Below are 26,999 nucleotides of genomic sequence, written 5' to 3' on the forward strand. Positions count from 1 at the left end.
CGAATGCGGGTCCGGGCCGGGGCTTCACTCGATGGGGGGAAGCGTGGCGGCGGGATCCCCTATGTCCTGATTGTCGGACGCGGGCGGGTGGGGCGTTCGGGTGGGATGGGCGTCCCGATCGACTGGAGCCGCTGAGCATGGGCCTGTTCCGACGCTCCGGGAGGGCGGCCCGGACCGCCCCGGAGCACACCGAGACCGCCGACACGGCCGCCGTCGCCCCGGCCGGGGCGGTCAACGGCCATCAGGTACTGGAGACGGTCGCCGCCCTGCCCATCAGCACTTGGCGCTACCTGTGGGAGCCCGAACGGGTGCGGCACATCGGACCGATGGCCCAGGACTGGCACGCTTCCTTCGACTTCCACCACGAGAACACCCGCGTGATCCCCGTCGTCGACGCCAACGGCATCGCCCTGGTCTGCATCCAGGCCCTGAACCGGCGCATCGACGAACTCGCCACCGAGGTCCAGCGCCTGCGCGAACTCACCCAGGGCGCCGAGTCGAGCCGGTGAGCGGGGCGCGACCCCTGGCGGCTGCGGGTGGGATGCGGGGGGCGCGGGAGGGGCGTGCGGGAGGGGTGCGGAAGAGGGTGTGGGAACGGTAAGAGGCGGAACTGTCCGTCCACGCCCACCGTCCAAGCAGTGGACGGAATCCCGGCCCGGCCTGAACACCGGGAGGAGCGCGGAGGGGACCAGTGCAGCCAGGTGGTGCCGAACTGAACGTCGGATTCCCGGGTGGAAGCCGAGGCGGTGCGCCGGTCGTGCCACCCGCCCGGTGGCCCGGCCCAGTGCCGGCGGTCGATCAGCTCGAAGCCGCCGAGCGCTGCGAGACCCTGCTTCAGGACACCCTGGACGCCGTCCGGCCGGCGCCGGTCTGGCAGGGGGCGGCGCCCAGAGCGGGCGCGCGGCTGTCGCTGCCGGGGCGGGACCCGGACCTGCGCTGGTACGTCACCCGGGGGCGGGACATCCTCACCATCGTCTCGGCGGTCCGGCGGGCGGCACTGGTGGACGCGGTCGAGCGGCACTGGCGGCAGCGCGGCTGGACGATCACTTCGCTGAATGCCGGCCGGAGCCGCCCCGGGGTTGCCGCCGCCACCCTGGACGGTTATCAACTGGCGCTGGCATTCGGCGAGTTGGGTGAGGCCGGGCTGACCGCGAGCTCGCCCGGGGTGGCCCGCTCGGAGCGGCTGCCGTCACTGCAGGGCGCTGGCGGTCGCGGCCCGGCGCCGCTGCCGAACGTGTGCTGCCCGTACTGGAGCGCGATGGTCTAGCCGGCTGCGGAAGAGCCGGAAGAGCCGGAAGAGCCGGAAGAAATGGAAGGCGCTGGACGCGGCTGAGGGCCGCGCACGCAGGGGAGGCGCGGAGCGAGTCCCCCCGGACTCGCTCCGCACCGCCTCGTCGCGCGGCTTCGCGCTGCCGCTCCCCCCGACTCCCCGGCAGCCCCGCCGTTCCCCCCTGGCAGCACCCTCCGGCGAGAGCGGTCCGCACAGGCCCCGGCGAGCCCCCACCCCCGGGGACGTCGTTGGTATCACGTTAACAAACCGCGTGGTTGGTTTGTCAATAGCGGGATCCACGAAAAATCCACAAACGTGATGGTCGGTCCGGAAGGTCCCGCCAGGCGCCGGACCAGCGGATTGAGGCCCGACAGGGCGCCCGGCGGCCCTTCGGCGGGCGCGCGGCGGGCGCCGGTACGGGCGGCGGGCCCGGCGCGGGCCGTGCTGGAATCCGACATTCCGAGCATCATGGCAGCACGCAGTGACACCACGCGAGCGCTGAGCGCAGCGGATGCGTCCGGCGGTGCCCCGGCGGGCTGATGTGGAGTGAGTTCGCCGACGGGCCGGGCCCGGCGTACGTGAGCGCCCGTCAGCGCAGCAGTCGACGCTCCTTGGCCACGGCCACCGCGCCGGCCCGGGTGTCCACCCCCAACTTGTCGTAGATCCGGCCGAGATGGGTCTTCACGGTGGCCTCGCTGATGAACAGCGCCCGGGCGATCTCCCGGTTGCCCAGCCCCTGCCCCAGCTGCGCGAGGATGTCCTGCTCGCGCTCGGTGAGCTGCGGTGCGGGCGCCCGCATCTGTGCCATCACCCGGGAGGCGACCGGCGGCGAGAGCACCGTGCGGCCCCGGGCGGCGGCGTGCACGGCGGCGAACAACTCCTCCGGCCGCTCGGCCTTCAGCAGGTAGCCGGTGGCGCCCGCGGCGATCGCCCGGGTGATGTCGGCGTCGGTGTCGTAGGTGGTGAGCACGAGCACGTGCGGGCCGCCCGGGGTGGCGGTGATCCGGCGGGTGGCCTCCACCCCGTCGATGCCGTCGCCGAGTTGGAGGTCCATCAGCACCACCTGCGGCGCCAGCCTGGCGGCCAGCGCGACCGCCTCCTCCCCGGTGCTCGCCTCGCCGACCACTGCGATGTCGCCCGCGCTGGCGAGCAGTGCCAGCAGGCCGGCCCGGACCACCGCGTGGTCGTCGCAGACCAGCAGCCGGACGGGGGCGTCGGTGGGGGAGCCGGTGGTGCTCATGCGGCCACCCCGCCGAGCCCATCGCGGCAGGAGCACCAGGAGCACCAGGAGCGCCCGTCGCACCCCGCGCGCCGGTCGGGGGCGGGTCCGGTTCGTTCGCTCATCGGTGCTCCAGGGGGATCGCGGCGGAGACGACGGTGCCCTCGCCGGGGGTGCTCTCCACGGCCAGGGTGCCACCGAACTGCCGTAGCCGGGCGCGCATCGCGGGCAGCCCGTACCCGCGGCCGCCGGCCGCCCCGACCGCGCCAGGGTCGAAGCCCTGCCCGTCGTCGGCGACGTCCAGGACGGCCTGGTCGCCCAGGTAGGACAGGGTGATCGCCGCGGCCGACGCTCCGGCGTGCTCCCGGACGTTGGCCAGCGCGCCCTGGGCGATCCGCAGCAGCGCGGACTGCGCGGCGGCGGGCAGCGGGACGGGCGTGCCGTCCAGGTGGAAGCGGACCGGCAGACCGCTCTCGGCGGCCTCCCGCCCGGCGAGCGCGCGCAGCGCCTGGTCGAGCGGACGGCCGTCGGCGAGTTCGGCCGGCGCGAGGTCGTGGACGAAGCGGCGGGCCTCGGCCAGGTTGCGGGCCGCCACCTCGGCGGCGGTCCGGACGTGGGCGCGGGCGGTCGTCGGCTCGGTGTCCCAGGTGCGCTCGGCGGCCTGCAACAGCATCTGCTGGCTGGACAGCCCCTGGGCCAGGGTGTCGTGGATCTCCATGGCCAGCCGCTCGCGCTCCGCGTGGGTGCCCTGCCGCCGTTCGGTGGCGGCGAGTTCGCGCCGGGTGCGGACCAGGTCGGTGATCAGGGCGCGCTGCCGGGCGTCCTGCCGGTCCATGAACAGGAACACGCCGGTGGCGAGCGCGGCCACCGCGAACGGCAGCAGGACGAGGGTGGCGTCCGCCCCGCCGGCCAGCCGGAGTTCGGCGATCACCACCAGCAGCGTCAGGGCCGCCACCAGCGGGATCGCCGCCCGGGCGGGGAGCGTGCGCAGCGCGGTGTAGATCAGCGGGACGGCGCACCAGGCGAAGCTCGGCGCGAGCAGCACCAGCACCACCCAGAGCGCGACCACCAGCGCCAGCGGCCACCGGCGCCGACGCGGAACCCGTCTGTCGGGCGAAGCGTCAGCCCCGGGCGCGGGCACTGGTGACAGTGGAGGTGGCGGGTGGCGGTGCGCGAGCCAGGAGCCGGCCGGCTGGGCGAGGGCGAGGGCGATGCTCAGCCCGATCACCCAGGGGATCCGGGGGTTGCCGGGGTGGTGGGTGAGGTAGCGGCTGAGCGAGGCGGCGAGCAGCAGCAGGAAGGCGGAGTCGAGCAGTACCGCCAGGCGGCCCGCGTCCGGGTCGCCGGCGTCGTGGCCGGCGGCGGGGCGGGGCTGCTGCACGGGTGGCTCCTGGCTGGACGGGCGGTCGGCACCTGGCAAGCGATCGGCACCGGGGCGGGCACCGGCCGCCTCGACGGTGCGTCCGGCGCACCGACCTGCACCGATCCCTCGATGGTGGCCCGGCCGGCCCGGTCCCGCATCAGCCGATCGGTTGACGGGGTTGTCCTCCATCATGCCCGCGCGGTCGCGCCGGAGCGTCGATGTGGCGGGCCCCGCCCCGGCCGGAGGATCGAGGTGGAGCCGGGCGGACCCCCTGCCGCCCGGCGGCCCCGATCCCGTTCGCCGATCCGCTGAGGAGCTGGACCATGAAGAAGATCTCCGTGCGCACCCGGGTGCTGACCGGCACCCTCGCCGCTGCCGCGCTCGCCGCCACCGTGGGCGCGGTGTCGGCCAGCGCCGAGACCTCCGAGACCCCGGCCGCGCCGGCCGCGGTGAAGGTCGACACCCAGAACAAGAACCTCGCCCAGAGCACCGGTCTGACCCTCGACGCCGCGACCCGCGCCGCCCAGGCGACCCTGGACGCGGCGGCCAAGGCCGGCCAGCACGTCTCGGTCGCGGTCGTGGACCGGGACGGCGTCACCCGGGTGCTGCTCAAGGGCGACGGCGCCGGCCCGCAGTCCCCGGAGTCGGCGCAGCGCAAGGCGTTCACGGCGGTCTCCTGGAACGCGCCGACCTCGGAGCTGACCAAGCGGCTGACCCAGGCCCCGACCCTCAAGGACATCCCGGGCACGCTGTTCCTGGCCGGCGGCGCCCCGGTGCAGTCCAAGGGCGCCCCGGTCGCGGCGATCGGTGTCGCGGGCGCGCCGAGCGGCGACCTGGACGAGCAGTTCGCGCAGGCGGGTGTCGCCGCACTGGCGAAGTGACCCCCTGGCCGGTCGGCCCGTCCCCTGATGCGCGGGGCGGGCCGACCGGCCAGGATGGGCGGTATGCCGACGATGACCGATGACCAGTGGCGGGCTTTCCTCTCCGAGGGCACCCGCACCGCCAAGCTCGCCACCACCCGGGCCGACGGCCGCCCGCACGTCGCGCCGGTCTGGTTCCTGCTGGACGGCGACGAGCTCGTCTTCAACACCGGTGCGGGCACCGTCAAGGGCCGCACCCTGGCCCGCGACGGCCGGGTGATGATCTGCGTGGACGACGACCGGCCGCCCTTCGCGTACGTTCTCGTGCAGGGCACCGCCCGGCTGAGCGAGGACCTGGCCGAGGTGCGCGCCTGGGCCACCCGGATCGCTGCCCGGTACATGGGGGAGGACGTCGCGGAGCAGTACGGGGCCCGGAACGGCGTGCCGGGGGAACTGCTCGTTCGGGTGAAGATCGAGAAGGTCTCCGCAGAACACGGGGTGGCCCTCTGAAAAGCCGGTGCCACTGTCAGTGGTGCATGGCAGGCTTCCCGGTATGACGGCGTGGACCCTCAACGACATCGAACGTGCGATCCGCTCCTCCTGGGGTGTCGACACCTGTGCGCCCGAGGATCTGGCCCACTGGCGTCCCGACAATCCCGCCCGCGGCCAGTGCGGGGTGACGGCGATGGTGGTGCACGACCTGCTGGGCGGCGAGCTGATGATGGGCGAGGTGCACGTCGGCGGGATCCGGACGGATCTGCACTGGTGGAACCGCTTCGCCACCGGCATCGAGATCGACCTCACCCGCGAGCAGTTCGGGCCGGACGAACTGGTCAGCCCCGGCCGTCCGGTCGCCCGCCCGGCCCGCCCCGGCCGGCTCCAGGCCCAGTACGAGCTGCTGAGCCACCGGGTGGTCACCGAGCTGGAGCGCGGCCGCGTCCGGCTGCCGGAGCGCGCCTGCGCGTGAGTCCGTCCAGTACGCAGGGGCCACCGTCTCCTGACGTACAGTCATCCGCAATGCGGTGACGGTGACGGCGACGGGAGTGTGCGATGGCCGGGGCGACGATCGGCTTCGTGGGGCTGGGCGCGATGGGGCGGGGCATGGCCGGCAGCCTGCTGCGGGCCGGCCACGCCGTCCGGGTCTGGAACCGCTCGCCCGAGCCGGTGGCCGCCCTGGTGGCCGAGGGCGCCGAGGCGGCCGGCACGCTCGCCGAGGTGTACGCCGCCGACACCGTGGTCTCCATGCTCGCCAACGACGAGGCGGTCGAACGGCTGCTGCTCGATCCCGCCCTGCTCGCGGGAGCCGCGACGACCCTGCACGTCAACATGGCCAGCGTCTCCGTCGGGCTCGCCGAGTGTGCCGAGGTGCTGCACACCGAGCACGGCATCGGCTACCTGGCCGCCCCGGTCCTCGGCCGTCCGCCGGTCGCGGCGGCCGGCCGGTTGAACATCCTGACCGCTGGCGCGCCGGAGCTGCTGGCCCGCGCGGAACCGCTGTTCGCCGCGATGGGGGAGCGCACCTGGCACTTCGGTGCGAGCCCGCGACAGGCCAACACCGCCAAGATCAGCACCAACTTCCTGCTGGCCTGCGCGATCGAGTCGATGGCCGAGGCGTGCAGCCTGGCCGAGGCCCACGGCGTCCGGCCGACCGACCTGGTCGAGATGCTCACCGGCACGCTGTTCCCGGGGCCGGTCTACTCCGGCTACGGGGCGATGGTGGCCGAACGCCGCTACGAGCCGGCCGGGTTCAGACTGCCGCTGGGACTCAAGGACGTCGGCCTGGCCCTGGAGGCCGGGGCCGCGCGGAACGTCCCGCTCCCGTTCGGCGGCATCCTGCGGGACGCCTTCCTGGACGCGCTGGCCCACGGCGACGCGGACAAGGACTGGGCGGCCGTCGCGGCCGTCGCCCGGCGCCGGGCCGGCCTGCCCGCCTGAGTGAACTCCCGGGCCCCGGACGTGGAATAACCGGGGTGCGGGGGGTGCTCGCACCTCCATCCGCACCACCGACCGGGGGAGTTCCGATGGCCGACCAGCCGGCCGGCGCCGAGGCGCCGCGCACCTTTCTGTTCCTCGACGCCAGTTCGCGTGCCGGCGGCAACTCCGAGCAACTCGCCCGGCTGGCCGCCGAGGCGAGCCTGCCGGCCGGGTCGGAGCAGCGCTGGCTGCGGCTGAGCGAGCACCCGCTGCCGCCCTTCGAGGACCTGCGGCACGTCGGGGACGGCCGCTACCCCGAGCCGGTCGGTCATGAACGGACCTTGCTGGACGCCACGTCGGCGGCCACCGACCTGGTCTTCGTCGCACCGCTGTACTGGTACTCGCTGCCGACCAGCGCGAAGCTCTACCTCGACCACTGGTCGTCCTGGCTCCGGCAGCCCGGGGCGGACTTCCGTGCCCGGATGCGCGGCGGCACCATCTGGGGCGTCACCGCCCTCGCCACCGAGGACGACAAGGCCGAACCGCTGATCGGCACGCTCCGGCTGACGGCCGAGTACATGGGGATGCGCTGGGGCGGCGCGCTGCTCGGCAACGGCACCCGCCCCGGGGACGTGCTGCGCGACGAGCGGGCGCTGATCGCGGCCAAGTCCTTCTTCACGGGCTGAGCCCGCGCACGCGTTCCGGCGGGCGGTCACGCGGGCGCTCACCAGACGTTCACACAACCGATCGCTTCACGCCACGTGAGGCCGTGCGATACGGTCCTCCGGGCGTGTACCCGTCACTCTCCGGTCATCTTTCGGCAAAGAGCAAAAGCCTTACTGCAGGACGGAATTGGGCGATTCGGGCACTCCCGTCCCGTGAGCGGTCCCCAGCGTGACACCCGCCTTCCGGAGTGGCCGGATCCTTCGGTAATCTCCGTCGGACTTTCAAGCTTCGCGAGGGGTTCGAGGCGTCCACGGCCGCCCGCCCCGCCGCGCCCCGGGCCTCGCCCGGACTCTTCCGTGAGGTCTCCCTTGTCCATACGTCGCAGTCTTGCCCTTGCCGGCGTCGCCGCGCTCGCGTCCTCGCTCGTGCTGTCCGGCGCCCAGGGCGCCATGGCCGTCGGCACCACCGGTTCCCCGTCCGCCGCCGCCCAGGCGGCCGGCAAGGCCTCCCACCAGAGCCTCGACCTCTCGGTGAACGGCGTGCCCGGCACCTTCATCGCCGGCGGCGACGCCCGCGACTTCACCTTCAAGATCGACAACTCGACGAAGCACGACTTCCTCTTCCTCCCGCTGCTCAAGTTCAAGAACAAGGCGGGCTCGCTCAAGGCGAAGGACCTCAAGGTCCAGTACCAGCTGCCCGGCGGCCAGTGGCAGACCGGTTCGGTCGCCGCCGACGGCGGCGAGGACAAGGACAAGTCCGTCCTCACCCTGCTCGGCGCCCTCGGCCAGGACGGCAACCCCACCGACGACGACCTGCTCGTCGTGAACCGCGGCAAGAGCTTCTCGATCAAGGTCCGGGTCTCCTTCACCTCGGAGGCGCCGCTCGGCCGGGCCGGCGTCGTCCCGGTGGTGTTCTCCGCCGAGCTCGACGACGAGACCCACGCGCCGGTCGACGGGGGCCACCTCAGCTGCGACGGCGTCCGCGGCGCGGGCTTCGTGATCAAGGCGGGCGGCGGCGGAAAGCCGAGCCCGACCATCACCCCGACCCACACCGGCAAGCCCAGCCCGACCGCGAGCACCTCGCCGACGGCCTCCCACTCGCCGACCACCTCCACCTCGCCGACGCCCTCCCACTCGGCGACCGCGAGCACGTCGCCGACCGCCACGGCCACGGCCACGGCCACCACCTCCACTTCGGCCACCCCGAGCGCCGAACCGACCACGCCGTCGCCCTCGGTCCCGCCGACCACCCCGACCACCCCGACCACCCCGACCACGGGCGAGCCGTCCGGCTCCGCCTCCGCGTCGACCTCCGCCCCGGCCCCGGCCGACGGCAACGGCGACACCGCCGGCCCGATCGACTTCCCGGTGGCCGTCCCGACCCTCACCCCGCCGCCGCTCACCCCGGCCGCCGTCACCAAGGCCAAGGCCGCCGCCGACAACGGCGACAAGGCCCTGGCCCAGACCGGTGGCGGTGACGACACCACCGCCATCGCCGTGGCCGGCGGCGCCGTGCTGCTCGCCGGTGTCGGCACCCTCGTGGCGCTGCGCCGCCGCAAGTCGGCCCAGCAGGGCTGACCGCGGCCGCAAGGCGCGCTCCAGCCGTTACACCGAGGCGGTACCCGCCTGACAACCGCCCGCGCCGCCCGGCCGTCCGTTCGACGGACCTCCGGGCGGCGCGGGCGGGACGCCTCCGTCACATAGGATGTCCGGCCGGAGGGGGGCGGAACCGGCGGGGAGAGGGACAGGTGCGGGAATCACGCACGGCACGGACGGCCACCGACTACGAGTCGGCGACCGGGCGGATCGCGGGGCTGCCGCTGCGCAGGCACCACGTTCTGCTGGTGGCCTGGACGGTGCTCTGGTTCTTCCTGGTCGAGCCCAGCGGAGGCTTCTCCTGGCACTACCTGCGCCAGGGTGAGCAGCTGCTCTTCAGCGACCACCCGGACGGCGGGCTGGCGCTCTACGCCCACCACCCGGAGCTGCAGATCGGCCCGGTCAGCCTGGCCGTGGCCCGGCTCACGGCCCCGTTCTCGGCCCACACCGGCCAGCTGATCGCCGAGGCGGCGATGTCCGGGCTCGGCCTGGTGATGCTCGTCCTGATCGGTCGCACCGCCGCCCTGTACTACCTGGGCACCGGCACCAACCACCGCCGGCTCCAGCAGCGCCTGCTGATCGCCGGGCTGGCGTTCATCCCGATGTGGGTCGAGGTCTCGGTCCGCTTCGCGCACCTGGACGACGTCCTGGCGCTGTTCTTCACCACCCTCGCCGTGCACGCCCTGGCCCGCGGCAAACCCACCATGGTCGGCGTCTACCTGGCGCTGGCGGTGGACTCCAAGCCCTGGGCGATCGCCTTCGCCCCGCTGATCCTGGCGCTGCCCAGGCCCGCCTGGCTGCGCAGCGCGCTCTGGTTCGTCGGACTGGTGGCGATCGCCTGGCTGCCCTTCTACCTGGGCAATCTGGACACCCTGGCCGCCGCCAAGTTCACCATCCCCAACCAGCCGGCCTCCGCACTGCGCTGGTTCGGGGTGACCGACCCGGCCACCCCCTGGTGGGACCGCCCGACCCAGTTCGCCCTCGGCCTCGGCCTCGGCACCATCGCGGTCTGGCGCGGCCGCTGGCCGGCCGTGGTGCTGCTCGGTGCGGACGCCCGGATCCTGCTCGACCCGAGCGTCTACACCTACTACACGGCCTCGATCCTGCTCGGCACCCTGCTCTGGGACGCGGTCGGGCAGAAGCGGCTCGTCCCGTGGTGGAGCTGGATAGCGCTGGCCGCGCTGTACGGCGGGACGCTGTTCATCCCGTCCGACGCCGGCCGCGGCTTCGTCCGGCTGGCCTTCGTGGTGGTCTCCGCCGCGTACGTGCTGTTCTGGCCCACCCAGCAGACGCGCCGCCCGCGGACCCCGGCGGACGGCGAGGGGCGGCGCCGTTCCTCCCGGCGGCGCGAGCGCGTCCTGACCGGCACCGGAGCCTGACCGGCACAGGCACAGGCACAGGCACAGGCACCGGCCCCGGCACGGGCGCAGTCACGGCGCCGGTGCCCTCCCTCCCGAGGACGGCTTGACCCTCACGCGGCGTGAGAGCGGAGGCTGGTGGTCAGCACGAAGGGAGAACCCGGATGAGCAGCGAGGGCTACTCGGTCGGCGCCGTGGCCAAGATCGCCAAGGTGACCGTCCGCACCCTGCACCACTACGACGAGATCGGCCTGTTGTCCCCCGCGGGCCGCACCCGGACCGGCTACCGCCGCTACCAGGACGCCGACCTCGACCGGTTGCAGCAGATCCTCTTCTACCGCGAACTCGGGTTCCCCCTGGAAGAGATCGCGGCGATCCTGGACGACGACTCGGTCAGCCCGAGCGAGCACCTCCGGCGGCAGCACCGACTGCTGACCGACCGGATCAGGCACCTCCAGGACCTCGCCACAGCCGTCGAACACGCCATGGAGGCACGAAGAATGGGCATTCAGCTGAGCCCGGAGGAGAAGTTCGAGATCTTCGGCGAGGGCTACCAGGAGGAGTGGGAGCAGGAGGCCGAACAGCGCTGGGGCGACACCGCGGCCTGGGCCGAGTCACAGCGCCGGACCGGCGGCTACGACAAGGCCGACTGGCAGCGGATCCAGACGGAGATGGCTGACCTCAACACCCGCCTGGTCGAGGCGCTCGCCGCCGGCGAACCCGCCGACGGCGCCGCCGCCACGGACCTCGCCGAGGCGCACCGGCAGCACATCTACCAGAACTTCTACGACTGCACGTTCACCATCCACCGCGGCCTGGCCGGGCTGTACGTCTCCGACCCGCGGTGGACCACCACCTACGAGAACCTCGCCCCGGGCCTGGCGCAGTGGCTGCACGACGCCATCCTCGCCAACGCGGACCGGCACGAGAAGGCATAGTCGCCGCCGGACGCCGGACGCCGGACGCCGGACGCCGGACGCCGGATGCCGGGCCGCGTGGCTACGCGACCCCGCGCCCGAAGGAGCGCCGGTAGGCGGTCGGGGAGGTGCGCATCACCCGGCCGAAGTGGTGGCGGAAGGTCGCGGCGCTCTCGAAGCCGACCGCCGCCGCGATCTCCTCCACCGTCCCCTCCGGTGACTCCAGCAACGGCAGGCTGGCCGCGATGCGCTGGGTGACGACCCAGCGCATCGGGCTGGTGCCGTTGCGGGCCGTGAAGTGCCGCAGGTACGAGCGGTCCGACATCCGGGCGGCGCGGGCCAGCAGCGGGACGGTCAGCGGGGACGCCAGGTGGCCCATCGCCCACTGCATACTGCGGGCGACCCCGTCGTCGTCCTCCTCGACCGGGCGGACGGCGGCCTCGATGAACTGGGCCTGCCCGCCGTCCCGGTGCGGCGCCACCACGAAGCGGCGGGCCACGCTGTTGGCGACCTTGGCGCCGTGGTCGCGGCGGACCAGGTGCAGGCAGAGGTCGATCCCGGCGGCGCTGCCCGCGCTGGTGAGCACGTTCCCGTTGTCGACGTACAGCACGTCCGGGTTGACCCGCACGTCCGGGTGGCGCTGCTGGAGCAGGTCGGCGTACCGCCAGTGGGTGGTCGCCTCCTGCCCGTCGAGCAGTCCGGCGGCGGCCAGCGCGAAGGCGCCCGAGCAGATCGAGACGATCCGGGCGCCGCGCTCGTGCGCCGTCCGCAGCGCGGTGACCAGCCCGGGGGAGACCGCGCCGCTGAACGCGTTCGGCACCCCGGGGACCACCACGGTGTCGGCCGAGGCCAGTTCGTCCAGTCCGTGCCGGGCGGTCAGCGCGAACCCGCCCACCGCGTCCAGCGCCGTCCCGGGCCGGTCGGCGCACACCTTCAGCCCGTACCAGGGCGCTGCCAGCAGGCCGCCCAGTTCGGGCCGGGCCAGCCCGAACACCTCCACCACCACGCCGAGTTCGAAGGGCGCCATGCCCGCGAAGGCGTACACCGCGACGTGATGCACCGGCTCCGGGCGGGTGCCGATGGCGACGGGCACCGGGCCCGGCCCGGTGCCGACCGGGCCCTCGACGTGCTGCTCGGTCATGCGGACCCCCTGCTGACGGGTGGCGGGATGGCGGTGAGTGTAGCCGTTCCGGCTGGCCGGGAATCTGCTCGAATCCACCTGCAACCTCCACCCCGGTCACACGTCCATTGGTACGGGGGCGGAGAGGGGCGGGCCGAGGGCGGCTGTCAGGATCTCCCCGATCACGATCTTGATCAGGAGTCCTGACGGTCCGGCGAGAGCCGCCACCGTCCCGGGGGAAAGCGGAAACGCGCATGTCCATGGCCATCGGGCCGATCGCCGGGCCGACGAGGGGGCGCGGTTTCTCCGTTCGCGGAGTGGTCGCCGTGCTGTTCGGCGCGCAGGAGGCCGACGAGGTGCCCGCCGGTCCGGGTGACGAGCAGGCGGCGCAGCGCCGTTCCGGCTTCCGGCTGCTGCGCGGCGGGCGCAAGCCCGCGGAGGACCGGCCCACCCTGACCGACCTGTACCACGCCCACCGGCTGGGCCTGGTGCGGATGGCCGTCCTCCTGGTCGACCACCAGGACCTGGCCGAGGACGTCGTCCAGGAGGCCTTCACCCAGCTCTACCAGCGGTACGGCGAGCACCTGGACGACCTGGACAACGCGCTCGGGTACCTGCGCACCGCGGTGGTCAACGGCGCCCGGTCGGTGCTGCGCCGCCGGAAGACCGCCCGCGAGTACGTCCCGCCGCACGAGCCCGACGCCGCCTCCGCGGAGGACCACGCGGTGCTCAACGACGAGCACCGGCGGGTGCTCGCGGCCATGCAGGAGCTGACCCCCCGCCAGCGCGAGGTGCTGGTGCTGCGCTACTGGTCCGACCTGTCGGAGGCGCAGATCGCCGAGACCCTGGGGCTGTCCCGGGGCGCCGTGAAGTCCACCGCCAGCCGGGCCCTGGACGCCTTGGAAAAGCATCTGGAGAAGGTTCGATGACCGACAAGCTCCCCGGCCGCGAGAGCGGAGGCCGAGACGGTGACGGGCCGGCCGAGACGGCGACCGAACGGCTGCTGCGCGAGGCGATGAACGCCCGCACCTCGCTGATCACCGCGCACGACCTGCGCCCGGCGCAACCGCCGCGCGGCCGGGTGCGGCGCTTGCGCCCGGTGTACCTGACCGCCGTGCCGGTCTTCGCGCTGGCCGCCTCCCTGGCAATCGGCCTGCTCACCTTCCACGGCGACCCGCTGGCCAGGAAGGACGTCCCCCCGCCGGCCGCCACCACGACGACCTCGCCGAGCCCGGCCCCAGAACCGACGGCCGCCCCGACCCCCACGGCCCCCTCGCCGGACACCGGCAGTCCCGCCGCCGACCCGGAGACCGGGGCCCCGCTCTCCGACCCGACGTCGGCCGGCACCCGGACGACGGCGCCGCCCACCACCCCCGCCACCACCCCGGCCACCACCGCGCCGGCCGGGACGACGTACCCCTTCCGGGGCGTCAAGTTCAAGATCCCGCCGGGCTGGCGGGCCGTCAATCCGGATCCCGCCGCCAACAGCCTCTGCATCCTGAGCCCGAGTGCTCCGCAGGACGCGTCGGCCGGGGACTGCCTGCCGCACGGCGTGCTTCTGACGGTCCTGGACCAGGAGTCGGAGGCCTGGCCGAGGCTGCCCGACCTGGATTCCGGCAGCGGTTGGTCCACGCAGCCCTGGTGCCCGGCGTGGTCCTACTCCCCCACGCTCGCCAGGAGCGGACAGATCGACAGTGTCGGCCCGACCAGGAGCACACCCACCGTGGCAGGCCGTGCCGCACGCAAGTCGCAGTGGCAGATCAACTGCGGTGGCGACGCCTTCACGGCCCAGATGTGGGCCCTGCCGAAGGACTTCGTGTCCGTCGCGGCGATCGGCCTCAAGGCCGACTACCAGCCCGGACTGATGACGATCGTCAACACCCTCGACCTGAGCGGCCGCCAGGCGCCGCCCACGGAGGCCAACCGGAACGACATCGCGGTGAGCTTCGACGGCCTGGCGGCCGGTCAGCAGCTGACGGCGGGGAGTTCGGCCGTCACCTTCTCGGTGACCTTCCGGAACACCAGCCAGAACACCTACGGCCGGTTGCAGCCGCTGGTCGTCACGGAGCCCTACCCGGGTTCGCCGCCGGTGCAGGTCGTACAGGGGCCCAACGACGGCAAGCTGGAGCGTCAGGACGGTGACACCTGGCGGCCGGCGCCGATGGGGCCGGGCAGCGACATGGGCTACGCGGTGGCGGACCAGGCGTCGCTGTTCTCCCTGGCCCCGGGGCAGACCAGGAAGGTCATCTACCGGCTGACCTTGGGCGCCGGGAACGGCCCGGGGGACATGCCGGTCTCGGCGCAGGTGACGCTTCCGTACAACGGAAGCAAGCTGACCGTGCTCGGCGAGAAGAAGATCTCCGTCAAGGTCGCCAAGTGACACGAGGGCCCGGCCTCCCCACCGCGGGGAGGCCGGGCCCTCGGAGGGTGGATCAGGCCGGCGAGGCCATCCAGGCCTCGACCTCGTCGGCGCGGCGCGGCAGGCCGGCCGAGAGGTTCTCGTTGCCGTCGGCGGTGACCAGGATGTCGTCCTCGATCCGGACGCCGATGCCGCGGTACTCCTGCGGCACGGTCAGGTCGTCCTGCTGGAAGTACAGGCCGGGCTCGACGGTGAGGACCATGCCGGGCACCAGCAGCGCGTCGGCGTGCTCCTCGCGGCGGGAGTGGGCGCAGTCGTGGACGTCGAGGCCGAGCATGTGGCCGGTGCCGTGCAGGGTCCAGCGGCGCTGGAGGCCCAGCTCCAGGACCTTCTCGACGTCGTAGGCCGAGGCGTCCAGCAGGCCCCAGGCGAGCAGGCGCTCGGCGAGCACGCGCTGCGAGGCGTCGTGGAAGTCGCGGAAGCGGGCGCCGGGCTTCACCGCGGCGATGCCGGCCTCCTGGGCGTCGTACACGGCGTCGTAGATCTTGCGCTGGAGGTCGTTGAAGCGGCCGTCGATCGGCAGGGTGCGGGTGACGTCGGCGGTGTAGAGGGTGTGGGTCTCCACGCCGGCGTCCAGCAGCAGCAGCTCGCCGGGGCGGACGTCGCCGTCGTTGCGGACCCAGTGCAGCGTGGTGGCGTGCGGGCCGGCGGCGGCGATGGTGCCGTAGCCGACGTCGTTGCCATCGACCCGGGCGCGGCGCCAGAAGGTGCCCTCGATCCAGCGCTCGGAGGTGGCGACGGCCTGGCCGAGCTCGCGGACCACGTCGGTGAAGCCCTTGACGGTGGCGTCGCAGGCGGCGCGCAGCTCGCCGACCTCCCACTCGTCCTTGACCAGCCGTAGGCCGCTCAGGAACTCCTTGAATTCGGCGTCCCGGTCGGCGTCCAGCACGTCGGCCAGGGTGTCCTCCAGGCCGGCGTCGTAGCCGCGGACGATCCGGGTGGGCACCGCGGAGTCCTTGGTGCGCCCGGCCAGTTCCTCGGCGGCCTTGCGCACGTCGCGCGCCGGCAGGCCGAGCAGCTGCTCCTGCTCGCCCAGGCTGTTGCGGCGGCCGACCCACAGCTCGCCGTAGCCGTCCAGCCAGAACTCGCCGTTCTCGCGGTCGGAGCGGGGCAGCAGGTAGAGGGCGAACTCGTGGCCGGCGTCGCCGGTGGGCTCGGCGACGAGCACGGCGTCCTCGGTCTGGTCGCCGGTGAGGTGCACGTACTCGCTGGAGGCGCGGAAGCTGTAGTCGGTGTCGTTGGAGCGCACCCGCAGGTTGCCGGCCGGGACGACCAGCCGCTCGCCGGGGTAGGCGGCGGAGAGCCGGGCGCGACGCTCGGCCGCGTACGGGGCCTGGGCGACCGGGACGAGGCCGTGCAGGTCGGTGTCGGCCCAGCCGGTCTTCATCGAGGCGGCCAGCTCGTCGGAGACCTCGCCGTACAGGCCGTTCTTGCGGCCCTTGAACTGCTGCGGCTCGTCGCCGCCGTCGGCTTCGGGGTTCTCGGCCACTGCGGGCGTGCGGTCCTCGGTCACGTGTAACGCCTCCTTGGGGTGGTACCGCCGCCCCTCGGGGGAGTGTCGGATCGCGACACGCGCGGGCGGCCGTGCGTCCATGGTACGGACGCCCGGCCGCTCGCCCGTTCGGGGTCGGGACGACTGTTCGGGGCGGCTATTCGAAGCGGGCCGCGAGCAGCAGCAGGTCGTCGGTGGCCGGTCCGGGCTCGGGGTCGGGGCAGACGGCCAGCAGGTGGGCGCAGAGCCGGTCCGGGTCGATCCGCACGTCGCGCGGGGCGTCGGCGGCGGCCCGGCGCAGGTTGGCCTGGCCGGCGTGCAGGGTCGGGCCGCAGCGGCGGGCCAGCCCCTCGGTGTAGAGCAGCAGGGTGTCGCCGCGGTCGGCGGTGAGCTCGACGCCGGGGGCCTCCCAGCAGGCCAGCATGCCGAGCGGGGCGGAGAGCGAGGTCTCCACGAACTCGGCGCCGTGCCGGCCGACCAGGACGGGCGGGCAGTGGCCGGCGCCGGCCAGAGTGATCCGGCGCTCCTCGGGTTCCACCCAGGCGTAGACGGCGGTGGCGGTGCGGGCCGGCTCGGTGGTCTTGAGCAGCAGTTCCAGGTCGCCGAGGACGGACACCGGGTCCTCGCCCTCCAGGACGGCGTAGGCGCGCAGCGCGGCCCGGATCCTGCCCATCGCGGCGGCCGCGCCGGGGGCGGAGCCGGGGCCCGCGCCGGGGCCGTCGCCGGAGACGGAGCCGACGGTGAGGCCGACGGTGCCGTCCGGCAGCGGGATGGCGTCGTACCAGTCGCTGCCGCAGGAGCGGTCCAGGCCGGCCGGGAGGATCCGGGCGGCCAGCCGCAGGCCGGCGGGCTGGGGGAGCCGGTCGGGCAGCAGGCCGCGGCGCAGCGCCTCGGTGGTGCGCCGGACCTTGTCCGCCTCCAGCTGCTTGGCGAGCAGCGGGGCGGCGATCCCGGCGTAGCGGTGGGCGAGCTCGCGCTGGCGCTCGGTGGGTTCGGCGGGTTCGTCGTAGAACCAGAGGGCGGCGGCGAGCGGGCCGTCCTCCTCGGTGGCGAGCGGCAGGCCGTAGCAGCCGCCGAGGCCGAGCTGGGCGGCGAGTTCGCGCAGCCGGGCGCCGGTGGCCGGGTCCTCGGCGAGGTCGGGGGAGTGCAGCCGTTCGGGCCGGTCCTGTTCGCGCAGCAGCCTGGCGAGCAGGCTCTGCTCGGGCGGGACGGTCTCCAGCGCGCCGAGGCTGGCGCGGTCGAGGCCGAGGCCGACGGGCTGGCCGGGCCTGCCGCCGGGCATCCGGGTGACCAGGACGCCGCGGCGGGCGCCGAGCAGGGCGGCGCCGGAGGCGAGGACGGTGTCCAGGGTGGCGGCGAGGCCGCGGGCGCGGGCGAGCTGTTCGGTGTGCCGGTGCAGGCTGGTGAAATCGGACAGTCGTCCGGCCAAACGGTCCTGCACCCCGGCGGCCGGTGCCGTGCGGACGTCCGCCGCGCCGTCCTGCGCGTCGGCGGGGCCGGGGAAGCCCGGTGGGTCGAGGACGGTCAGCCCGCCGGCGCTGCCGGGCTCGCCCGGCTCGGAGGGTGTCGACGACGACGGGTGGGACTCGGTCATGCCGCCACTCCTGACGTGCTACGTGCCATGCGGAACCCCCAGGTACGGCCGGTGTGGAGCGATGACGGCCAAAGGGCGCGTTTCGCCTCGATTCGCTACTACTCGTCATTGATCGACAGCAATGCCACCACTTCTACACAGGCCATTTGGGGCATGTCCAGATCCAGGACGACGCGGTGGCCTGTTCCACATCCGCGAGACCCGGTCGGGGGGCGCGTACGGCCTGGCCGCGCGCCGGTCCGGTCGGGAGGCATGGAGGGGACCGGGAGCGGGCAGAACGGAGGGGACGGACCCGGCGGCCGTCCGGATCGTATGCCCGCGCCGCCCGGGACCCGGGCTGGCCGGAAGTCTCTCACTCGTACGGTGGAACCAAGCGCGCCCGGGCGGCGTCCATCCGGTCGCATACGGGATTCTCGTTCCAGGGGCTGTTTCAGTGCGCGGCCCTTCTCATGTCGTGCTCCACACCGTGATCCACGTCGTCGCCGCGCCGCCCGCCATGCCGCCCGCCCCCCTTCGCGCCGCCGGGGCCGTGCCACCGCGGGTCCGCGTGACGAGTCCCGGCGGTGCCGACGGGCCGGAGCGAACCGAGCGGTCAGGGAAAGGAACGAGCGCCATGCGTGAGAACCCGAAAGATCCGTGTCCGCCCGCCACTCCCCACCACCCCGTCCAGGACGACGTCGCACGTCAGCGCCCTGCCCGGCTCGCCGCGGCCCTGACGGCCGCCGTCGACCACCGCTGGCCCGTGGTGCCGGGGGCCGTTCTGCGCGGCGGCCAGTGCTCCTGCGGCGACCAGGACTGCACCGTGCCGGGCGCGCACCCGCACGACCCGTCGCTGCTGGCCGCCACCACGGACGCCCGGATGGTGCGCTGGTGGTGGGAGCGGCAGAGCCCGGACGCTCCGGTGCTGGCCGCCACCGGTTCGGTGGTCTCGGCGGTCAGCCTGCCGGCGGCGGCCGGCGCCCGGGCGCTGGTCTACCTGGGCGCGCTGCGGCTGCCGCTCGGTCCGGTGCTGGCGATGCCGGGCCGGTACGCGCTGCTGGTGGCCCCGTACTCGCTGGACGCGATCGGCGAGATGCTCGCTCAACTCCCTTGGGTGCCAGGCTCGTTGCGCTACCACGGGGTGGACGGCTTCCTGCCGCTGCCGCCCGGCGGGGCGGCCGGCCGGGTGCGCTGGGTGCTGGCCCCGCACCCGGACGCCGACGGCGGGGTGTGGCTGCCGCAGGTCGGGCCGCTGCTGGGCGAGTTGGTGGAGGCGACGGTCCGGTTGGACAGCGGTCGCTCGGCGTACTGATCCGCCGGTCCGTTCCCGGGCCGCTCGTCGGGGCCCTGCGGAAAACAAAAGATCCGGCCGCTGGCGACGGGGGATGCACCAGCGGCCGGACTCTTTAGACAGTAACAAGGATCCGCGCCCGCGCCAATTTCCAAGACCCCCTGCCCGCCCGGAAATTGCGGCTTCATGGCGACAATGTGACGCGTATCACCCGGATCCCGGGCGCTTTAGTTCAAGGTGACCTGACGGTTCACCAGGTTCGCGCGGGCGCGCCGCTCCTCGGCGGTCAACGGGGTCTCGTCGGCGAGCACCGAGGCCAGCCGCTCGGCGAACTCGGCGGCCGGCTTCTCGCAGTCGGCGGCGGTCATGGCGAGCGGGAGGTCCCAGACCGGGACGGTCAGGCCGTGCGCGCGGAACGAGCCGACCAGGCGGGTGTCCGGGCCGAGCGAGGACTGGTCGGCGGCGCTCAGCCGGGCCAGCGCGTCCAGCAGCCGCTCCTCGGGCACGGTCATCACCCAGCGCAGGTGGTTCTTGTCGGGGGTGCCGCACCAGTAGGCGGCGTCGGCGCTCGCCAGCTTCTCGGTCGGGATGGCCGAGGCGTTGGCGCGCTCCAGGGAGGCGGCGACCTCGCCGGTCGCGGTCTCGGCGTCCTCCAGCCAGAACTCGAAGCCGGTGTGCACGGCGGGCGTGAACGCGGCGTTGACGTCCAGCAGGTCCTGGAGCCGGCGTCCGCCCGCCTCGGTCCGGCGGGACGGCACCGGGTTGCCCGGCTCGGTGGCCAGCGCCAGCTCCAGGGCGTCCGCGAGGTCGCGGCTGAGGTCGCCGGAGGAGGACTGGGTCTGCAGGCCGAGCAGGATGGAGCCGTCCTGGCGGCGCAGGGCCGGCCAGGCCAGCGGCAGCACGGTGGCCAGGGTCACCGACGGGACGTCGCCGGTGGCGCCCTCGGCCACCCCGGCGGCCAGCGTCAGCGGCACCGTGGCGGCGGGCACCAGCTCGCGCAGCGCGACCCAGTCGGCCTCGCCCGCCAGGCCCTCGAACGGGCGGTGCACCAGCTCCTGCACCGCGTGCGAGGCCTCCCGGCCGTGACAGGCCTTGTACCGGCGGCCCGAACCGCAGGGGCAGTTCTCGCGGGCCCCCACCACGGGGACCTCGCCCGTGACGGCGGTGGTGGACTGACGCTGCGGCGCCTTCTTGGCGGCCTTCTTGCCCATGGTGCGGCTCTCCCGGGAACGGTGGTCCTTTGCTCCGGGCAGCCTACTGACGTTCCCCCGGCGCGCGGGCACGCGCCGGGCGGACGGGTGGGGGGCGCGCGTCGGTTCAGGCGCTGCGGGCGTCACCACCGGTGCGCCGGGCGTGCCGGGCCCGGGCGGGCAGCGCCGCCCAGACCGTCACCTCGCCGGGCGCGTCGCGCACGCCCCAGTCGCTGGCCAGCTGGCCGACGATGTTCAGGCCGCGACCGCCGCGCGAGGTCAGCGAGGGGCCGGCGGGCAGCGGCCGGGTGGTCGCGCCGCCGTCGGTGACCTCCAGGGTGAGCACGCCGTCGGCGTGCAGCTGCCAGCGGACCAGCACGCCGCCGTCCGTTCCGCTCCCGTGCTCCTCGCGCTCCCGGCCGCCCGGTGCGGGGTGCGTTCCGGAGGGGACACCGACCAGCAGCTGGTCCACCACCTCGGCCCGCGCGCCGCGCCCCAGGGCCCGCAGCGGGCCGAGCGGACGGGCGTACCGACAGGCGTTGCTCAGCAGTTCGGAAAGGATCAATACGGCATCATCAATGACCGGCTCCGGTATCTGCCGGTCGCCGAGATCTCGACGCAGTCGGCGCCGTGCGACCCCGACACTCGCCGGGCCGTGCGGCACTGCCATGGTCGATGAAGTCGGCACTTCACGCGCCACCATCAACGCCACCCCCGGACCTCCTTCAGCGTATGCCGAGGGAGAGATGCCCCTTGGTAATGCGTCGGAAACGACCGCCGGACGATCCCGCGAGGACATTTCAAGCGATTGCGACCGAGGGTGGACCTGAGGTCATTCCGTGCTCACCCTGCGTCGCCCCGGTGCATGAATTCCGGCAATAACGGGCCCGGAAGGTTTGACTGCCGACCAGAACGATCAGGTTGTGTCCGGGCTTTGCGGGTGGATTTGCGGGCGGCCCGCCGCCCGACGGCGGATCACCGCCCGAGCTGCGCCAGGACCTCGGCGGGCCGGTTGGTGATGATCGCGGACACCCCGAGCTCCAGGCACAGTTCCACGTCGGCCGGTTCGTCCACGGTCCACACGTGCACCTCGTGCCCCAGCTCGCGCAGCCGCGTCACCAGCTGCGGGCGGGCCCGCACCAGGTCGATGCCCGGCCCGGCGATCCGCGCCCCGCCCGGCAGCGGGGAGCCCGGGCGCAGCCGGCCGACCAGCGGCAGGGTCCGTTCGAACAGGAACACCCGCCGGTACTCCGGCGCCGAGGCCGCCACCCGGTCCAGCCCCACCGAGGAGAAGCTCATGATCCGGGCCGAGGGGCGCTCGCCCTCCCGGCTCGCGCCGATCTTGAAGCGTTCGAGCGTCCGCAGCAGCTCGGCCTCCACCCGGCCGCGGTAGCGCACCGGGTGCTTGGTCTCGATCGCCAGGTCCACCGGGCGGCCGCAGTCCACCACCAGCTCCAGCAGCCGCTCCAGCCGCAGCACGCCGCGCAGCTCGGGGTCGGTGCTGGGGCGGCCGGTCTTCCAGGCACCGAAGTCGTACGCCTCCAGTTCGGCCAGCGTCATCGCCGAGACGGTGCCCTGGCCGTTGGAGACCCGGCCGATCCGGCGGTCGTGCACGCAGACCAGCTCGCCGTCGGCGGTCAGCCGGACGTCGCACTCGACCGCGTCCGCGCCCTCGTCGAGCGCGCGCCGGTACGCCGCCAGGGTGTGCTCGGGCAGGGCGTGCGAGGAACCGCGGTGGGCGATCACCTGGACGGGCGGCGTGGTGCGCGCCGCCGTCGAGGACGGGTCTGTGCTGGTCACGGGCCCCACGATAGGCGGCGGAAGTGACGCGCAGGCGAAGACGGCCCCAATCCGCGGGGCCGTCTTCGGTGCCGGTCGGTCAGCTCCGCGCCGCCCTGCGGGTCAGCGGGGTGAGCGCCCAGGTGACCAGGGCCGGCACCAGGAAGGCGAACAGCGAGGCCGACGTCCACTCCTGCGGGGTGAAGTGCAGGGCGTCCTGGGCGGAGGTCCAGAAGTCCGTCCACCAGCCGGCCACCGCGGTCGGCGCGATGAACTGGTAGACCGCGAAGCCCAGCACCCATGGCAGCAGCATCAGACGGCGCGAGGGCGCGTCGGCGGAGAGGTTCCAGCCGTACCGGCCGGCGCCGAAGAAGTAGTCCACCGCCAGCACCGCCAGCAGCGGCACGAAGACCGAGCCGATCAGGCCCAGGAAGTTGGTGTAGGTGTCGGTGAACTTGTCGATCTGCAGCGCCAGCACGGTGATCAGCAGGCCGATCCCGCCGGTCAGCACCCGGCGGTCCACCTTCGGCAGCAGGTTCTGCACCGACATCGCGGTCGAGTACACGTTGGCGAAGGACTGGTCCGTCTCGCGCAGCACCAGCACCAGCAGGAACAGCCAGCCGGCCCAGACGCCGAGGAAGGAGTCGAAGATCCTGTTCGGGTCGCCGTCGGACTGCAGCAGGGCCATCAGGCCGAGCACGTAGCACCAGACCTGGGCGATCGTGTAGCCGGAGAAGCTGCCCCAGAACGCCGAGCGCGCGGTGCGCGAGTGCCGGGTGTAGTCGGCGGCCAACGGGACGAAGGAGATCGACACCGCGATCATCGCGTCGGTGGCGCCCAGGAAGCCGTGCCAGTTGCCGGCGCCCGGGTCGGGCACCCCCTGGCGGCCCAACTGGACGGTGAAGTACACCATCGCGACGGCGACCGCACCGGCCACGAAGCGGCGCAGCACCGCGATCGAGCCCAGCGGCCAGATGGTCAGCGCGGTGGTCAGCGCGCCCGCCAGGAGCACGAACAGCCAGCGGTAGCCGTCGGTGTGGGCGACGGTCTGCGCGCCCGCCGCGATCGTCAGCAGCTCGAACACGCCCCAGCCGACGCACTGGACGATGTTCAGCACCGTCGGGACGTACGACAGCCGGGTGCCGAACAGCCCGCGCAGGTTCGCCATCGCGGGCGCACCGGTACGGGCCCCGATCAGCGCGGCCACGCCGAGCATCGCGGTGCCGACCACGGTGCCGGCCACGATCGCGGTCACCGCGGCGGCCAGCGACAGCTCGCTGCCCTTGGCGCCGAGCACGGTCGCGGCGGTGGAGAAGCCGATCAGGCTGACGCCCAGGTTCATCCAGAGCGCGAAGTGGTCCCGGAAGCGCAGCGTGCGCGGCGGCTCGGTGTCCAGTACGAGCGGTGCCTCGGCACGCTCCGGGCGGTCCAGCACGGCGGTCGCCGTGTCGGTGGGGCCCGTGCGACCGCTGTCATCGCTGTCACCGTCGTGAGCGGTCGGGGACGGTTCGGGGAAACCCTTGGACGCGGGCGCGCCCGAAGAAGAGGATGGCGAAGCAGGCGACATGGCCGATACTCCCTACGCCGGCATTACCCGGACAGGTTCCGGCGGTCTGCGCCCCCTCGACGGTCCGCCCACGATCCCGTGGCGTACGGTCGACCAGCGCACTCTCAGCCTGGTCGGTCCAAGCTCCCGCGTGTCAGTTGTGAGCGACAGGCTAACCGGCCCGGGGGTGAACGCCAAGGCCACGGGTGTGCGGCCCGCATCGCGGGACGTCCGGCGGAGGTGGGGGAGCCTCCGGTCGTCGGCCTGGTTGTCGGCCTGGTCGTCGGTTCGGCCGTCGAGTTGCTCGTCGACTTGCTCGCCGGCTCGGTCGTCGGCGCATGACAGCCTGGTCGGCGGCCCGGCTGTCGGCGGCGGCTAAGGATTCTTATGAGTTATTCAGAGGGGTCCTTACGGCAATCGAATCGGCAGTACGAAAAACTATGGTCCTTGGTTCTGTCAGCTATGGAGGTCGTTCGTGAGCACCGAGCGCGAGGTTGGGCCCACCGGGCCGCAGGGGGAGCAGCCCTCGGGCGGCCAGTCGGCGGCTGTTCCCGCTTCCGACGGCCACGCCTCGGGCGGGCACCAGCCGACACTGGCCTTCGGCCGGGTCCCCGAGCCAGCGGCCGCGCCGGCCGCCGAGGCCGCACCGGCTGAGGCCGCGCCGACCGAAGGCGCGCCGACCGATGGTGTTCCGGCCGAGGGCGGGTACCAGTCCACCGTGGCCTTCACCAAGGTCCCCGCGCCGGAGACGGCCCCGCAGGCCCCGGCCGCGCCGGCCGCCGACGTGCCGGTCTCCCCGGTCGACGCCGCCACCGGCTACATCGACGCGCCGCCGCCGGTCCTGCCGCCCGCCCCGCCGGTCCCGGCCGCGCCGGCGGCACCCGTCGCACCTGTCGCACCTGTCGCACCCGTCGCCGAGAGCCCGGCCCTGCCGCCGGGTGCCAACCCGTACGCGACCCCGGCCCACGGCGTCCCCGCCGCCGGCCCGCACGACCCGTACGGCACCCCGGCCGCCCCCGGCGCGCCCGCCGCGCACCCCACGCCCGGCCACCACCCGTTCGGCGCCGGCCAGCCGCTCGGCGGCTGGGGCGTCGCCCACGACGCCGGCGGCGGCGCGGGCTACCCGGGCGGCCCGGCCGGACCGCTCGGCTACCCGGCCGACTACCCCGGCGGCCCCGGCGGCCCGCGCAAGAAGCGCGGCGGCCTGGTCGCCCTGATCGCCGCCGTCGCGCTGGTCGCCGGCGTGGCCGGCGGGGCGCTCGGCGTGACCGTCGCGGACCGCAACGACCGCACCAACAGCGCCGACGACCACCGCAGCACCACCGTCCAGGCCAGCAACACCCAGAAGAACGAGCCCGCCCCCGGCTCGATCGCCGGCATCGCGCAGAAGGCGCTGCCCAGCGTCGTCACCATCAAGGCGCAGGGCAACGGTGAGTCGGGCACCGGTACCGGCTTCGTCTTCGACACCGAGGGCCACATCCTCACCAACAACCACGTGGTCGCGCCGACCCTCAACGGCGGCAAACTGACCGTCAAGTTCGCCGACGGCACGTCCTACAACGCGTCCGTGCTGGGCCACGCCGAGGGCTACGACGTCGCCGTGATCAAGATCGACAACCCGCCGAAGAGCAAGCTGGCCCCGCTTCCGCTGGCCGACTCCGACAAGGTCAACGTCGGCGACGCCACCGTCGCGATCGGTGCGCCGTACGGCCTGGAGTCCACCGTCACCAGCGGCATCGTCAGCGCCAAGGACCGCCCGGTCGCCTCCGGCGACGAGACCGGCGGCCAGTCCTCCTACATGAACGCCCTGCAGACCGACGCCTCGATCAACCCCGGCAACTCCGGCGGCCCGCTGCTCGACTCCAGCGGCTCGGTGATCGGCATCAACTCGGCGATCCAGTCCAACGCCTCCGCCAACGGCCGGGCCGGCAGCATCGGCCTCGGCTTCGCCATCCCGATCAACCAGGCCAAGTGGGTCGCCGACACCCTGATCAAGACCGGCAAGCCGGTCTACGCCAAGCTCGACGTGCTGCGCAACGACGACTACAAGGGCGACGGCGCGCAGATCCAGACCCGCGACATCCAGGGCCAGCCGGCCGTCACCCCCGGCGGCGCCGCCGACAAGGCCGGTCTCAAGCCGGGCGACGTCATCACCAAGCTCGGCGGAGTCCCGATCGACAACGGCCCCGCCCTGGTCAGCCGGATCTGGACGCACAAGCCCGGCGAGACCGTCGACGTCGAGTACACCCGCAACGGCCAGCAGTTCAACACCAAGGTCACCCTCGGCCAGCGGGACGGCGACAGCTGACCCCACCCGCACGAAACGGTGTGCACCGAACCCCGCCGGACCCGTTAGGCTGACCTCCGCCTGGAGAGCTGCCCGAGCGGCCTAAGGGAACAGTCTTGAAAACTGTCGTGCGGTGACCCCGTACCGTGGGTTCGAATCCCACGCTCTCCGCTGGTTGGAGAACCACCTGCTCAGGGCGGGTGCCGAGATCACTCGGCACCCGCCTTTCGCGTTTGCGGCCGGCGGGGGTTGACCCTGACACGGTGGCAGGGGGTGGAGTGGGGGCACCATGTTGAACATCGGAGACTTCGCCAGCCACGGCCGGGTGTCGGTGCGGATGCTGCGCCACTACGACGCGATCGGGCTGCTGCGGCCCGCCAGGGTGGACCCGGTCAGCGGGTACCGGTCCTACGAGGCGTCCCAACTCGCCCGGCTCAACCGGGTGATCGCGCTCAAGGAGCTCGGCTTCACGCTGCAGCAGGTGCGGGCCGTCCTGGACGAGCAGGTGGACGCGGCCGAACTGCGCGGGATGCTGCGGCTGCGCCGGGCCCAACTCGCCGAGGCGATCGCCGCGGACGAGCAGCGGCTGACCAGGGTGGAGGCGAGGTTCCGGACGATCGAGAGCGAGGGGACCATGTCCGCACACGACGTCGTGCTGAAGCGGGTGCCGTCCGTCCGGGTGGCCGAACTGACCGCGGTGGCCGCGAGTTACGAGCCGGAGGACATCGGACCGGTGATCGGCCCGCTGTTCGCGGAGCTGTGCCGGCGGCTGGCCGAGGCCGGGATCGCCGAGGCGGGCCCGTCCGTCGCCCGGTACGAGGACGTGCCGGAGGGCGAGGGCACGGTGCTGATCCGGGTGGCCGTCCCGGTCGGGCCGGCGGTGGAGCCGGGCCGGTACGGCTTCGCGGTGCTCGACCTGCCGCCGATCGAGGAGGCGGCGACGGTCGTGCACCGCGGCTCGATGGACGAGGCGATGGGGAGCTTCCAGGAGCTGGCCCGCTTCATCGACGCGAACGGCTACCGCTCGGCCGGCTACGCCCGGGAGCTCTACCTGGAGTGCCCGGACGACCCGGCGCGGTGGGTCACGGAGTTCCAGGAGCCGGTGGTCCGCCGGTAGGCCCTGCCCGGCCGAGGTCCACG

The 26,999-nt window shown here is 73.7% G+C and carries 24 protein-coding genes, 1 tRNA gene and 1 riboswitch; of the genes, 16 read left to right on the top strand and 9 right to left on the bottom strand.

The window, feature by feature from the left end; all coding sequences use genetic code 11:
• Window positions 1-137: 137 nt before the first annotated feature.
• Window positions 138-509, top strand: a complete 372-nt coding sequence (locus A6F73_RS16780; RefSeq protein WP_063348553.1) for a tail fiber domain-containing protein — start codon at window positions 138-140, stop codon at window positions 507-509.
• 275 nt (window positions 510-784) lie between these two features.
• The gene (locus tag A6F73_RS16785; protein WP_063348554.1) at window positions 785-1,267 is read left to right on the top strand and encodes a hypothetical protein; all 483 of its coding nucleotides are present in this window, start codon (window positions 785-787) and stop codon (window positions 1,265-1,267) included.
• A 592-nt stretch (window positions 1,268-1,859) separates the two neighbouring features.
• On the opposite strand, the gene A6F73_RS16790 is transcribed toward A6F73_RS16785, so the two are convergent.
• Both A6F73_RS16790 and A6F73_RS16795 read right to left on the bottom strand, forming a co-directional pair.
• Window positions 1,860-2,510, bottom strand: a complete 651-nt coding sequence (locus A6F73_RS16790; RefSeq protein ID WP_063348555.1) for a response regulator transcription factor — start codon at window positions 2,508-2,510, stop codon at window positions 1,860-1,862.
• Between the two features lie 100 nt (window positions 2,511-2,610).
• Entirely contained in the window at window positions 2,611-3,870 is a 1,260-nt protein-coding gene (locus A6F73_RS16795; RefSeq protein WP_063348556.1) for a sensor histidine kinase, read from the bottom strand.
• A gap of 305 nt (window positions 3,871-4,175) precedes the next feature.
• On the opposite strand from A6F73_RS16795, the gene A6F73_RS16800 reads away from it, so the two are divergent.
• The 8 genes from A6F73_RS16800 (at window position 4,176) to A6F73_RS16835 (ending at window position 11,183) form a co-directional block, all read left to right on the top strand.
• Window positions 4,176-4,733, top strand: a complete 558-nt coding sequence (locus A6F73_RS16800; RefSeq protein WP_063348557.1) for a heme-binding protein — start codon at window positions 4,176-4,178, stop codon at window positions 4,731-4,733.
• A 72-nt stretch (window positions 4,734-4,805) separates the two neighbouring features.
• A complete protein-coding gene (locus A6F73_RS16805) occupies window positions 4,806-5,222 on the top strand; it encodes a PPOX class F420-dependent oxidoreductase (RefSeq protein WP_107453052.1) in 417 nt (138 codons plus the stop codon).
• A 43-nt stretch (window positions 5,223-5,265) separates the two neighbouring features.
• Window positions 5,266-5,679 (top strand): hypothetical protein, encoded by a 414-nt coding sequence (locus tag A6F73_RS16810; protein ID WP_063348559.1) that lies wholly within the window; start codon window positions 5,266-5,268, stop codon window positions 5,677-5,679.
• 83 nt (window positions 5,680-5,762) lie between these two features.
• Window positions 5,763-6,647 (top strand): NAD(P)-dependent oxidoreductase, encoded by an 885-nt coding sequence (locus A6F73_RS16815; protein ID WP_063348560.1) that lies wholly within the window; start codon window positions 5,763-5,765, stop codon window positions 6,645-6,647.
• Window positions 6,648-6,733: 86 nt separating this feature from the next.
• Window positions 6,734-7,312 carry an NAD(P)H-dependent oxidoreductase gene (locus A6F73_RS16820; protein WP_063348561.1) on the top strand — a complete coding sequence of 193 codons (579 nt, stop codon included), beginning with the start codon at window positions 6,734-6,736 and terminating at the stop codon, window positions 7,310-7,312.
• 348 nt (window positions 7,313-7,660) lie between these two features.
• Window positions 7,661-8,869, top strand: a complete 1,209-nt coding sequence (locus tag A6F73_RS16825) for an LPXTG cell wall anchor domain-containing protein (RefSeq protein WP_159398474.1) — start codon at window positions 7,661-7,663, stop codon at window positions 8,867-8,869.
• 236 nt (window positions 8,870-9,105) lie between these two features.
• A complete protein-coding gene (locus A6F73_RS16830; RefSeq protein WP_244293641.1) occupies window positions 9,106-10,266 on the top strand; it encodes a hypothetical protein in 1,161 nt (386 codons plus the stop codon).
• Between the two features lie 143 nt (window positions 10,267-10,409).
• The gene (locus A6F73_RS16835) at window positions 10,410-11,183 is read left to right on the top strand and encodes a MerR family transcriptional regulator (RefSeq protein WP_063348563.1); all 774 of its coding nucleotides are present in this window, start codon (window positions 10,410-10,412) and stop codon (window positions 11,181-11,183) included.
• A gap of 61 nt (window positions 11,184-11,244) precedes the next feature.
• Here the strand turns inward: A6F73_RS16835 and A6F73_RS16840 are convergent, their stop codons facing one another.
• The gene (locus tag A6F73_RS16840) at window positions 11,245-12,303 is read right to left on the bottom strand and encodes a helix-turn-helix domain-containing protein (RefSeq protein WP_107452901.1); all 1,059 of its coding nucleotides are present in this window, start codon (window positions 12,301-12,303) and stop codon (window positions 11,245-11,247) included.
• A gap of 233 nt (window positions 12,304-12,536) precedes the next feature.
• Here A6F73_RS16840 and A6F73_RS16845 point away from each other — a divergent pair, with 233 nt between their 5' ends.
• A complete protein-coding gene (locus A6F73_RS16845) occupies window positions 12,537-13,211 on the top strand; it encodes a SigE family RNA polymerase sigma factor (RefSeq protein WP_244293415.1) in 675 nt (224 codons plus the stop codon).
• Window positions 13,208-14,662: a hypothetical protein gene (locus tag A6F73_RS16850; RefSeq protein ID WP_063348564.1), complete on the top strand. Its 1,455-nt coding sequence runs from the start codon at window positions 13,208-13,210 to the stop codon at window positions 14,660-14,662. Before A6F73_RS16845 ends, A6F73_RS16850 begins: the two co-directional genes overlap by 4 nt.
• A gap of 52 nt (window positions 14,663-14,714) precedes the next feature.
• Here A6F73_RS16850 and A6F73_RS16855 read toward each other — a convergent pair whose 3' ends face one another.
• Together A6F73_RS16855 and A6F73_RS16860 are read right to left on the bottom strand one after the other, a co-directional pair.
• A complete protein-coding gene (locus A6F73_RS16855) occupies window positions 14,715-16,214 on the bottom strand; it encodes an aminopeptidase P family protein (protein ID WP_063348565.1) in 1,500 nt (499 codons plus the stop codon).
• 136 nt (window positions 16,215-16,350) lie between these two features.
• The gene (locus A6F73_RS16860; RefSeq protein ID WP_079135750.1) at window positions 16,351-17,787 is read right to left on the bottom strand and encodes a PP2C family protein-serine/threonine phosphatase; all 1,437 of its coding nucleotides are present in this window, start codon (window positions 17,785-17,787) and stop codon (window positions 16,351-16,353) included.
• Window positions 17,788-18,400: 613 nt separating this feature from the next.
• Here A6F73_RS16860 and A6F73_RS16865 point away from each other — a divergent pair.
• Complete coding sequence (locus A6F73_RS16865) at window positions 18,401-19,078, top strand: bifunctional DNA primase/polymerase (RefSeq protein ID WP_063348566.1); 678 nt, start codon at window positions 18,401-18,403, stop codon at window positions 19,076-19,078.
• Window positions 19,079-19,284: 206 nt separating this feature from the next.
• On the opposite strand, the gene A6F73_RS16870 is transcribed toward A6F73_RS16865, so the two are convergent.
• From A6F73_RS16870 to A6F73_RS16885, 4 genes are all read right to left on the bottom strand, one after another.
• Window positions 19,285-20,268, bottom strand: a complete 984-nt coding sequence (locus tag A6F73_RS16870) for a DUF5926 family protein (RefSeq protein WP_063348567.1) — start codon at window positions 20,266-20,268, stop codon at window positions 19,285-19,287.
• A 106-nt stretch (window positions 20,269-20,374) separates the two neighbouring features.
• Window positions 20,375-21,046 (bottom strand): ATP-binding protein, encoded by a 672-nt coding sequence (locus A6F73_RS16875; RefSeq protein WP_347878539.1) that lies wholly within the window; start codon window positions 21,044-21,046, stop codon window positions 20,375-20,377.
• Window positions 21,047-21,222: 176 nt separating this feature from the next.
• Entirely contained in the window at window positions 21,223-22,047 is an 825-nt protein-coding gene (locus tag A6F73_RS16880; RefSeq protein ID WP_063348569.1) for a glycerophosphodiester phosphodiesterase family protein, read from the bottom strand.
• Between the two features lie 79 nt (window positions 22,048-22,126).
• Window positions 22,127-23,461 (bottom strand): cytosine permease, encoded by a 1,335-nt coding sequence (locus A6F73_RS16885; RefSeq protein ID WP_063348570.1) that lies wholly within the window; start codon window positions 23,459-23,461, stop codon window positions 22,127-22,129.
• A 124-nt stretch (window positions 23,462-23,585) separates the two neighbouring features.
• Window positions 23,586-23,733: riboswitch (TPP riboswitch) on the bottom strand.
• A gap of 314 nt (window positions 23,734-24,047) precedes the next feature.
• On the opposite strand from A6F73_RS16885, the gene A6F73_RS16890 reads away from it, so the two are divergent.
• The 3 genes from A6F73_RS16890 to A6F73_RS16900 all read left to right on the top strand — a co-directional run bounded on the left by A6F73_RS16890 (window position 24,048) and on the right by A6F73_RS16900 (window position 26,976).
• A complete protein-coding gene (locus A6F73_RS16890; RefSeq protein ID WP_063348571.1) occupies window positions 24,048-25,880 on the top strand; it encodes a trypsin-like peptidase domain-containing protein in 1,833 nt (610 codons plus the stop codon).
• Window positions 25,881-25,942: 62 nt separating this feature from the next.
• Window positions 25,943-26,030 (top strand) — tRNA-Ser (locus A6F73_RS16895).
• A gap of 118 nt (window positions 26,031-26,148) precedes the next feature.
• Window positions 26,149-26,976, top strand: coding sequence for a MerR family transcriptional regulator (locus tag A6F73_RS16900; protein WP_063348572.1), 828 nt, complete (start codon window positions 26,149-26,151; stop codon window positions 26,974-26,976).
• Window positions 26,977-26,999 lie beyond the last annotated feature (23 nt).

Source organism: Streptomyces sp. MJM8645, from assembly GCF_001625365.1.
Classification (GTDB): Bacteria; Actinomycetota; Actinomycetes; order Streptomycetales; family Streptomycetaceae; genus Kitasatospora.

Bases quoted from the DNA above. Each gene is read 5' to 3' on its own strand.
- A6F73_RS16780 (WP_063348553.1), top strand. From the start codon at position 138: ATGGGCCTGTTCCGACGCTCCGGGAGGGCGGCCCGGACCGCCCCGGAG.
- A6F73_RS16790 (WP_063348555.1), bottom strand. From the start codon at position 2,510: ATGAGCACCACCGGCTCCCCCACCGACGCCCCCGTCCGGCTGCTGGTC.
- A6F73_RS16800 (WP_063348557.1), top strand. From the start codon at position 4,176: ATGAAGAAGATCTCCGTGCGCACCCGGGTGCTGACCGGCACCCTCGCC.
- A6F73_RS16805 (WP_107453052.1), top strand. From the start codon at position 4,806: ATGACCGATGACCAGTGGCGGGCTTTCCTCTCCGAGGGCACCCGCACC.
- A6F73_RS16810 (WP_063348559.1), top strand. From the start codon at position 5,266: ATGACGGCGTGGACCCTCAACGACATCGAACGTGCGATCCGCTCCTCC.
- A6F73_RS16815 (WP_063348560.1), top strand. From the start codon at position 5,763: ATGGCCGGGGCGACGATCGGCTTCGTGGGGCTGGGCGCGATGGGGCGG.
- A6F73_RS16820 (WP_063348561.1), top strand. From the start codon at position 6,734: ATGGCCGACCAGCCGGCCGGCGCCGAGGCGCCGCGCACCTTTCTGTTC.
- A6F73_RS16835 (WP_063348563.1), top strand. From the start codon at position 10,410: ATGAGCAGCGAGGGCTACTCGGTCGGCGCCGTGGCCAAGATCGCCAAG.
- A6F73_RS16840 (WP_107452901.1), bottom strand. From the start codon at position 12,303: ATGACCGAGCAGCACGTCGAGGGCCCGGTCGGCACCGGGCCGGGCCCG.
- A6F73_RS16845 (WP_244293415.1), top strand. From the start codon at position 12,537: ATGTCCATGGCCATCGGGCCGATCGCCGGGCCGACGAGGGGGCGCGGT.
- A6F73_RS16850 (WP_063348564.1), top strand. From the start codon at position 13,208: ATGACCGACAAGCTCCCCGGCCGCGAGAGCGGAGGCCGAGACGGTGAC.
- A6F73_RS16860 (WP_079135750.1), bottom strand. From the start codon at position 17,787: ATGACCGAGTCCCACCCGTCGTCGTCGACACCCTCCGAGCCGGGCGAG.
- A6F73_RS16865 (WP_063348566.1), top strand. From the start codon at position 18,401: ATGCGTGAGAACCCGAAAGATCCGTGTCCGCCCGCCACTCCCCACCAC.
- A6F73_RS16870 (WP_063348567.1), bottom strand. From the start codon at position 20,268: ATGGGCAAGAAGGCCGCCAAGAAGGCGCCGCAGCGTCAGTCCACCACC.
- A6F73_RS16875 (WP_347878539.1), bottom strand. From the start codon at position 21,046: ATGTCCTCGCGGGATCGTCCGGCGGTCGTTTCCGACGCATTACCAAGG.
- A6F73_RS16900 (WP_063348572.1), top strand. From the start codon at position 26,149: ATGTTGAACATCGGAGACTTCGCCAGCCACGGCCGGGTGTCGGTGCGG.